The sequence below is a fragment of the Phenylobacterium sp. genome (assembly GCF_031425575.1).
GTDB lineage: Bacteria > Pseudomonadota > Alphaproteobacteria > Caulobacterales > Caulobacteraceae > Phenylobacterium.
Genome location: NZ_JANPJP010000164.1, coordinates 1 through 7,834 on the forward strand (window position 1 = coordinate 1; position 7,834 = coordinate 7,834).

At 70.5% G+C, this 7,834-nt stretch carries 6 protein-coding genes and 1 pseudogene; 3 read left to right on the forward strand and 4 right to left on the reverse strand.

Annotated features, from left to right (window positions below):
- The 3 genes from rlmN to RMO97_RS09430 all read left to right on the forward strand — a co-directional run.
- Positions 1-796, forward strand: a 796-nt coding sequence (rlmN, locus tag RMO97_RS09420) for a 23S rRNA (adenine(2503)-C(2))-methyltransferase RlmN (RefSeq protein WP_310540596.1), incomplete at its 5' end; no start/stop codon positions are given.
- Positions 797-865: 69 nt separating this feature from the next.
- Positions 866-1,294 (forward strand): DUF350 domain-containing protein, encoded by a 429-nt coding sequence (locus tag RMO97_RS09425; RefSeq protein ID WP_310540599.1) that lies wholly within the window; start codon positions 866-868, stop codon positions 1,292-1,294.
- A gap of 6 nt (positions 1,295-1,300) precedes the next feature.
- A complete protein-coding gene (locus RMO97_RS09430; protein ID WP_310540602.1) occupies positions 1,301-2,134 on the forward strand; it encodes a serine protease in 834 nt (277 codons plus the stop codon).
- Positions 2,135-2,272: 138 nt separating this feature from the next.
- Here the strand turns inward: RMO97_RS09430 and RMO97_RS09435 are convergent, their stop codons facing one another.
- The 4 genes and pseudogenes from RMO97_RS09435 to RMO97_RS09450 all read right to left on the reverse strand — a co-directional run.
- Positions 2,273-3,994 (reverse strand): AmpG family muropeptide MFS transporter, encoded by a 1,722-nt coding sequence (locus RMO97_RS09435; protein WP_310540604.1) that lies wholly within the window; start codon positions 3,992-3,994, stop codon positions 2,273-2,275.
- Between the two features lie 41 nt (positions 3,995-4,035).
- Positions 4,036-5,532: a response regulator gene (locus tag RMO97_RS09440; protein WP_310540605.1), complete on the reverse strand. Its 1,497-nt coding sequence runs from the start codon at positions 5,530-5,532 to the stop codon at positions 4,036-4,038.
- 75 nt (positions 5,533-5,607) lie between these two features.
- Positions 5,608-7,143 (reverse strand): YifB family Mg chelatase-like AAA ATPase, encoded by a 1,536-nt coding sequence (locus tag RMO97_RS09445; RefSeq protein ID WP_310540606.1) that lies wholly within the window; start codon positions 7,141-7,143, stop codon positions 5,608-5,610.
- Positions 7,144-7,278: 135 nt separating this feature from the next.
- Positions 7,279-7,834: pseudogene (locus RMO97_RS09450) on the reverse strand (glutathione synthase); the annotation flags it as partial.

Below are 7,834 nucleotides of genomic sequence, written 5' to 3' on the forward strand. Positions count from 1 at the left end.
GTCCCAGGTGGGCTGCACGCTCAACTGCACCTTCTGCCACACCGGCACCCAGGCCCTGGTGCGCAACCTGACCGCCGCCGAGATCGTGGCCCAGGTGCAGGTGGCCCGAGACGACCTGGAGGAATGGCCGTCCCCCAAGGAGGACCGCCGGCTCTCCAACATCGTCTTCATGGGCATGGGCGAGCCGCTCTACAATCTGGACAATGTCGCCGACGCCATCGACATCATCTCCGACGGCGAAGGCATCGCCATCTCGCGGCGGCGGATCACGGTCTCCACCTCGGGCGTCGTGCCGGAGCTGGAGGCGCTGGGGAACCGCACCCAGGCCATGCTGGCCATCTCCCTGCACGCCACCAACGACGCCCTGCGCGACGTGCTGGTGCCGCTGAACAAAAAGTACCCGATCGAGCAGCTGATGGCCGGGATCCGCGCCTATCCGGGCCTGTCCAACGCGCGTCGGGTGACCTTCGAATATGTGATGCTCAAGGGCGTCAACGACAGCCCCGCCGAGGCCCTGGCCCTGGTGAAGCTGATGAAGGGCGTCCCGGCCAAGATCAACCTGATCCCCTTCAACCCCTGGCCGGGGACCGACTATGTCTGTTCCGACTGGGGGGCGATCGAGAAATTCGCCGCCATCCTCAACCGGGCCGGCTTCGCCTCGCCGATCCGCACCCCGCGCGGGCGCGATATCCTGGCGGCCTGCGGCCAGCTGAAGAGCGAGAGCGAGAAGGTCCGCGCCAGCGCCCGGCGCAAGGCCGCGGCGGAGCCCGAGGTGCTGGACTCGCCCGCCGCCTGAACGGTTTTCGCCTCGGCGAAAAGTCCGTGCTAACGATGAGGCTCGCCAGTTCCTCGCCCAAGGGTTCCGATGCCGCCAGAGCTCCAGTCGCCTGAGATCCAGGCCTTCGCCACCGGCTTTCCCATCACCCTGCTGCATGCGGGACTGACGGTCCTGATCCTCTTCCTCGGCAGCGTCCTCTACGTCCTGCTGACCCCGCACCGCGAGATCGCCCTGATCCGCGAGGGGAACTCGGCCGCCGCCCTCTCGCTTGGGGGGGTCATGATCGGCCTGGCCATCCCGCTGGCGGTGTCGCTGACGGCGTCGACATCCCTGATCGAGATCGGCATCTGGGGCGCCTCGACGGTGGTTGTGCAGCTGCTGATCTTCCGCCTGGTGGACATGCTGCTGCGCGGCCTGCCCCAGCGCATCCAGGAGGGTGAGCTGTCGGCCGCCGCCCTGCTGGTGGGCGCCAAGCTCTCCACCGCCCTGATCCTCGCCGCCGCCGTGGCGGGCTAAGGCGCGATGCACTTCCCCAAGCTGCCGGACTGGCTGGTCTATGCGGCTGTGGTGCTGGCGCTGCTGATCGCCGCGGTCGGCCGGCAGGAGCGCGCCGACGCCCCGCCGCCGCCGCCGCCGGTGCCCGGGGAAGAGGGCGTGCCGCTGGGGCCCGCCTCACCGTTTGATCCCTCCATCGTGGTGGACGTCCCGGCCCAGGCTGAGCCGGGGCTGGGGACCGCCTTTTCCGTGGCCGAGCGCGGGGTCTGGGTCACCGCCCGCCACGTGGTGGACGGCTGCACCCAGGCCGCCATCGTGGTGGCCGAAGGCCGCGGTGTGGCCGCCAAGGTCCGTATCGACCAGCGCGGCGAGGCCGCCATCCTGACCACCGAGGGCGGGGCGCCGCCCCTGCCTCTGGGCCTTGACCAGAAGCTGCGCCGGGGCGACCGCGCCTATCATCCGGGCTTCCCCCAGGGCCAGTCCGGCGAGGCCACCTCGCGGCTACTGGGGCGCGAGAACCTGGTGGTGCGGGGCCGTGGGGCCCGCACCGAGCCGGTCCTGGTCTGGGCCGAGACCGGCCGCACCGATGGCCTGAAGGGGACGCTCGCGGGCCTCTCCGGCGCGCCGGCCCTCGACAGCGCGGGAAGGGTGATCGGGGTGACCGTGGCCGAGGCCCCGCGCCGGGGCCGCATCTACACCACCGCGCCCGAGACGCTGGGGGCGGCCATGTCCGAGGCCCACGAACGCCCCGCCAGCTTCGCGGTCGGCGAGAGCGTCACCACCGACAACTACGGCCGCGTGGCAGACGCCCTGCGCCGCGACCTGCGGGTGGCCCAGGTGATCTGCCTTTCCACCACTTGATCCAAAATCCGCTCATCCCCGCGAAAGCGGGGACCCAGGTGTTTTTGGTTTGCTGACCTCGATAGGTTCAAGCTGGGCCAGGATTGGTCGCGGAGAAAAAGCCTGGGTCCCCGCTTTCGCGGGGATGAGCGGTGTGAGTTAGGCCTCGGCCTCAGCCACCGTTTCCGAGCCACCGGCCGGCATGTCGGCGGTCCGCGCCGCGACAATGAAGACCAGGATGATCCCCAGCACCCCCAGCAGAGCCGAATAGACGAAGAACACCACATAGCCGGAGCCGAGGGCGGCCGGTGTGACGCCGGATTTCTCCATGGCGCTGGCGAAGGTCTCCGGCGGCAGGCCGGTGAACAGGGTCTTGAGCCCCGCGAACATGCCGCCCTGGTCGGCGGCCTTGGCTGAGCCCTCCACCACCTTGCCCGACTGCGACGCCACCAGCTTGCCCAGCAGGGCGTAGAAGGACGAGAACATGGCGTACTGGGTGGCGGTGAAGCCGGCGCCCGTCAGGCTGGACATGTAGGCGATCAGGCAGGTGCCGGCGAAGCCCGACGCGATATTGTCCACCCCGATGGCGACGCTGAGCGCCCAGAGGTTGGGGCCCTGGAAGGCCAGCCAGGCGAAGACCAGGTTGGAGATGGGGCCGGCGAACGCGCCGATGACCATGGAGCGCATGAGGCCTAGTCGCGCGACGCTGAAGCCGCCGAGGCCGACACCGATCACCGACATGACCACGCCCAGCACCTTGCGGACCTCGGCGATCTGCAGCTTGTCGAAGCCGAGGTCGATGTAGAACGGGTTCATGATGTTGAGCACGAAGTCGCTCAGGCGGTAGACGCAGATCAGGGCCAGGATCAGCCCGGCCACGTCGCCATAGCGCCGGAAGAAGTCGATGAAGGGCGCTCCAAGCGCCGTCGACAGGTAGCGGCCGGGACGGGTGGGCGCGCCGGGGATCGGCAGGGCGGCCACCACGATCAGCGCCACGCCGGTGAGGATGCCCCCCACCTGGGCGAAGACCCCGAAGGGCTTGGCTTCCCAGGCCGCCTTGATGGCGTCGCCCAGCTGGGGCTGGCCGATGGCGGCGGTGACCGACTGCAGGACCGTGGCGTTGCCCGCGAGGCCCGAGCCGAAGATCAGGGCGCCCAGCAGGACGATGGCCAGGCGAATGACCCACTCGATCCCGTCGCGCCACGGAACTCCCGCGACGCCCTGGAAATCGATGTCGCGCAGGATGTGCTTGGCCTCGCGCGGCGCCCCCAGAACGCCAAGGACACCCACCACCATCAGTCCGGCCATCAGGGCGTAGGACAGGCTCCAGCCCACCACGTCGGACATGGCGAGCGGCACGACGCCGGCCACGATCATGGCGATGCGGTAGCCCCACTGGTAGGCGGCCGCCATGGCGCCCTGTTTCTCGGTGTCGGCCGCCTCGATGCGCCAGGCGTCGATGACGATGTCCTGGGTGGCCGAGGTGAAGCCCACGAACACGGCGAAGGCGGCCATCAGGCCGAGGCTGGTCTTGGGATCGACGCCGGAGATCAGCCACAGGCCCAGCATGATCAGGGCCTGGCAGACCAGCATCCAGGAGCGGCGGTGGCCCAGCCACTGGGTCAGGCCCGGTATGGCCGCCCGGTCGATCATCGGGGCCCATAGCAGCTTGAGAGAATAGGCCAGGGTCGCCAGGCTGAAGAAGGCGATCACCTCCAGGCTCAGCCCCGCGTCGCGGAGCCAGGCCGACAGGGTGTCGAAGATCAGCAGGTTGGGCAGGCCGGACGCGAAGCCCAGGGCCAGCATGACCAGGGCGCGGCGCTCGCCATAGACCTTGATGGCGCTCCAGGCGCTGCGTTTCGGCGCGGCTTCGATGGTCATGGCGGCCTCCCCCGAGATCGGCGCCGGGGGCGGCCCCCGACCTAGCCGACCTTGGCGCGGTCCGGCGTTTCCGTCCAGCCGCCGCGGGTCAGCCTGGCCAGGATCCCGCGCAGGGCGTCGGGCGCGAGCGGCTTGACCAGGAAGTCGTTCATGCCGGCCGCCAGGCAGGCGTGACGGTCCTCCTCAAAGGCGTTGGCGGTCAGCGCCACCACCGGGGTGTCGAGGCCCGAGGCGCGCAGGGCTCGCGTGGCGTCGAGGCCCGACATGCCCGGCATGCGCATGTCCATCAGGATCAGGTCGTAGCGGCCGACCTTGAGGGCGGCCATGGCCTCCGCGCCGCCACCGGCATGGTCGACCTTGCAGCCCTCGCGGGCCAGCAGGGTGCGGGCCAACAGGGCGTTGATGGCGTTGTCCTCCACCAGCAGCACCCGTGCGCCGGGGGCGATGGCCGGCGCGATCCGCTCGTCCTCCATCGCCTCTGCGGGGTGGGCCTCGGCCCCCAGGACCGCCAGCACGCGCTCGGCCACCGAGGCCCGCCGCAGGGGCTTGATCAGATAGCCGGCGAAGCCCTGGGCCCGATAGCTGTCGATCCGCGCCCTCTGGTCCGGCGGCAGCAGGATGATAGCCGGCCGGGCGTCCGGCGGGCAGCTGGGGGCCAGCGCGTGGTCCACCAGCAGGACCTCGGCCATCCGGTCCTGGCCGTTGACCGGCACCCCGCCAGCCGCCTCGATCTGCATCCGGGCCGCCTCGGCCACCACGGAGTTGGGGGACATGATCCCCACCACCTGGCCAGAGAGCATGGCTTCCCGGCCCTGGGGCAGGCGCGGGAAGGCCGCCTCGAACCAGAACAGGGCGCCGCCGCCGGGCGCGTCCTCGACACCCACCTCGCCGTCCATGGCGCTGGCCAGCTTGCGGGCGATGGCCAGGCCCAGCCCCGCGCCGCCCAGCTGGGCGCCGTCATAGGAGGGGTCGGCCTGGGCGAAGGCCTCGAAGATCTTCTCCCGCGCCGCCTGGGTGACCCCGGGGCCGGTGTCGGAGACGCTGAAGCGCAGGCGCGAGCCGTCGCGCTCGGTGACGCTCAGCAGGACCCCGCCGGTCTCGGTGAACTTCACGGCGTTGCCGGCGAAGTTGAGCAGGATCTGGCGCAGGCGGCCTTCGTCGGCCAGGGCCTGGCCGATGCCGGGAGGGGCGGCCCAGGCGACCTCGAGGCCCTTTTCCTGGGCGCGGGGCGAGAGCAGTTCACTCACCGAGCGCAGCAGACCTTCCAGGTCCATGGTGGCCGGGTGCAGTTCGATCTTGTCGGCGCCCAGCTTGGCGAAATCCAGCACGTCGTTGACCAGGGCGAGCAGGTGTTCGCCGGACTCCCGCAGGGCCGCGACATAGGCCTTCTGCTCGGCCGTGAGCCCGGTGCCCTCCAACAGTCGCGCCATGCCCAGCACCCCGTTCAGCGGGGTGCGGAACTCGTGGCTGAGCGAGGCGAGTTGCTCGGCGCTGACGCGGGCGTCGGGGGCGGGGGTGGTCGGGGTTTTGCGGGCCATGGGATGACCCTAGGCCGCAGCCACTTAACGGGCGGTCAAACTGCGGCGGCCACGATCGCCCAGCCAGCGCCGGCTCTAGCCCACCGGGCTTAGGCCGCCCGCGCCGACCCGCCGATAGATCAGCGCCTCGGCCACGTGCACGCGCTTGATCGGCCCAGCCCCCTCGAGGTCGGCGATGGTGCGGGCCAGCCGCAGGGTGCGGGTCCAGCCCCGCGCGGTCAGGCCATTGGCCTCGGCGGCCCTGGCCAGCAGGGCCTTGGCCTGGGGATCAAGCTCGGCGATGATCTCCAGCCATTCCCCCTCGGCCCGGGCGTTGACCGGCGCGGCCTGCTCATGGCCCGACCTCGTCGCCCGCTCGGCGGCCAGGTCGCGAGCCTGGGCCACGCGGGCGGCGGCCTCGGCGGTGCCCTCCGAGGGCGCCGGCAGGGCCAGGTCGGCGGCGCTGACCGGCGGCACGTCGATCTGCAGGTCGATGCGGTCAAGGAATGGGCCGGAGACCTTCATCTGATAGTCGGTCTGACAGCGGGGCGCGCGGCCGCACGCGCCGCGTCCGGGCCCGCCGTGGCCGCACTTGCAGGGGTTCTGGGCGGCCACCAGCTGGAAGCGGGCCGGATATCGGACGTGGGCGTTGGCGCGGGCCACCACCACCTCGCCGGTCTCCAGGGGCTGGCGCAGGCTGTCCAGGGCCTGGGCGGAAAACTCCGGCAGTTCGTCCAGGAACAGCACCCCATTGTGGGCCAGCGACACCTCGCCCGGCTTGATGCGGACGCCACCGCCCGTCAGGGCCGCCATGGTGGCCGAGTGGTGCGGGGTGCGGAACGGCCGCGCCCGGGTCAGCTCCCCCTTGGCGATCAGGCCGGCCACCGAATGGATCATCGAGGTTTCCAGCAGCTCGGCGGGCGAGAGCGGGGGCAGGAGGCCAGGCAGGCGCGCGGCCATCATCGATTTGCCCGAGCCAGGTGGTCCGGTGAATGACAGGTTGTGGCCGCCCGCCGCGGCGATCTCAAGGGCGCGCTTGGCGTTCTCCTGGCCCTTGACGTCCTTCAGGTCCGGAACCCGTTCGCCGTCGAGGATGGCGCCGGGCTTGGGCGGCCCCAGCATCTGGGTTCCGCGGAAGTGGTTCACCAGGGAGATCAGCGAGGGCGCGGCCAGGATCTGGGTGTCGCCGGCCCAGGCGGCCTCCGCCCCGCAGGCCTCGGGACAGATCAAGCCGAGGCCCATGGCGCCCGCCGCCACCGAGGCGGGCAGGGCGCCGGCCACCTGGACGATGCGACCGTCGAGGGAGAGCTCCCCCATGGCCGCCCATTCGGTCAGCCGGTCGGGGGGAATGACGCCCATGGCGGCCATGACGGCCAGGGCGATCGGCAGGTCGTAGTGGCTGCCTTCCTTGGGTAGGTCGGCCGGCGCCAGGTTGACGATGATGCGCTTGCCTGGCAGCGCCAGGCCAAGGCCTGAGAAGGCCGCCCGCACGCGTTCGCGGCTTTCGCCCACAGCCTTGTCGCCCAGCCCCACCACGATGAAGGCGAACTCGCCCCCGGTGAGCTGCACTTCGACATCGACGCGGCGCGCCTCAACCCCTTGAAACGCCAGCGTGACGACCCGTGCTGCCATGGCTCACGTCCCCGGTTTGAGCATGTTTTATCCACAACCCCAGCACGGCGCGCGGGTCGGATCAAGAACAAAAAAGGAACCTATAGAGAAGATGAGAAGTTTCCGTGGCCTAGACCACTCTTCTCATCTCAGAAGCTAGACTGTGGCGCGAATCGCTTCAACGCGTTCCCAGAGCAGGACTGTCGCATCGACGCCGGTGAACCTTTTCAAGGCCACCGCCCCCGTGGGCGACGTCACATTGATCTCGGTGAGGTAGTCGCCGATCACGTCGATGCCGACGAACATCAGGCCCCGGCGCTTTAGCTCGGGACCGATGATCCCGCAGAGTTCCAGATCCCGCGCGGTCAGCTCGACGGCTTCGGCGCGACCGCCCACGGCCAGGTTGGAGCGGATTTGGCCCGCGCTGGGCACGCGGTTGATGGCGCCCACCGGCTCGCCGTCCACCAGCAGGATGCGTTTGTCGCCCTTCACCACCGCGGGCACGTACTTCTGTGCGATGACCGGCTCGCGGCTGATCATCCGGTGCAGGTCCAGCATGGCGTCGAGATTAGGGTCGTCGGCCAGCAGCCGGGCCACGCCCGAGCCGCCCGCGCCGTTCAGGGGCTTGAGCACGATATCGCCCTGGCGGGCGCGGAACTCATAGATCGCCTCGAGATCGGAGGTGATCAGGGTCGGCGGCTGCACGCCGGGG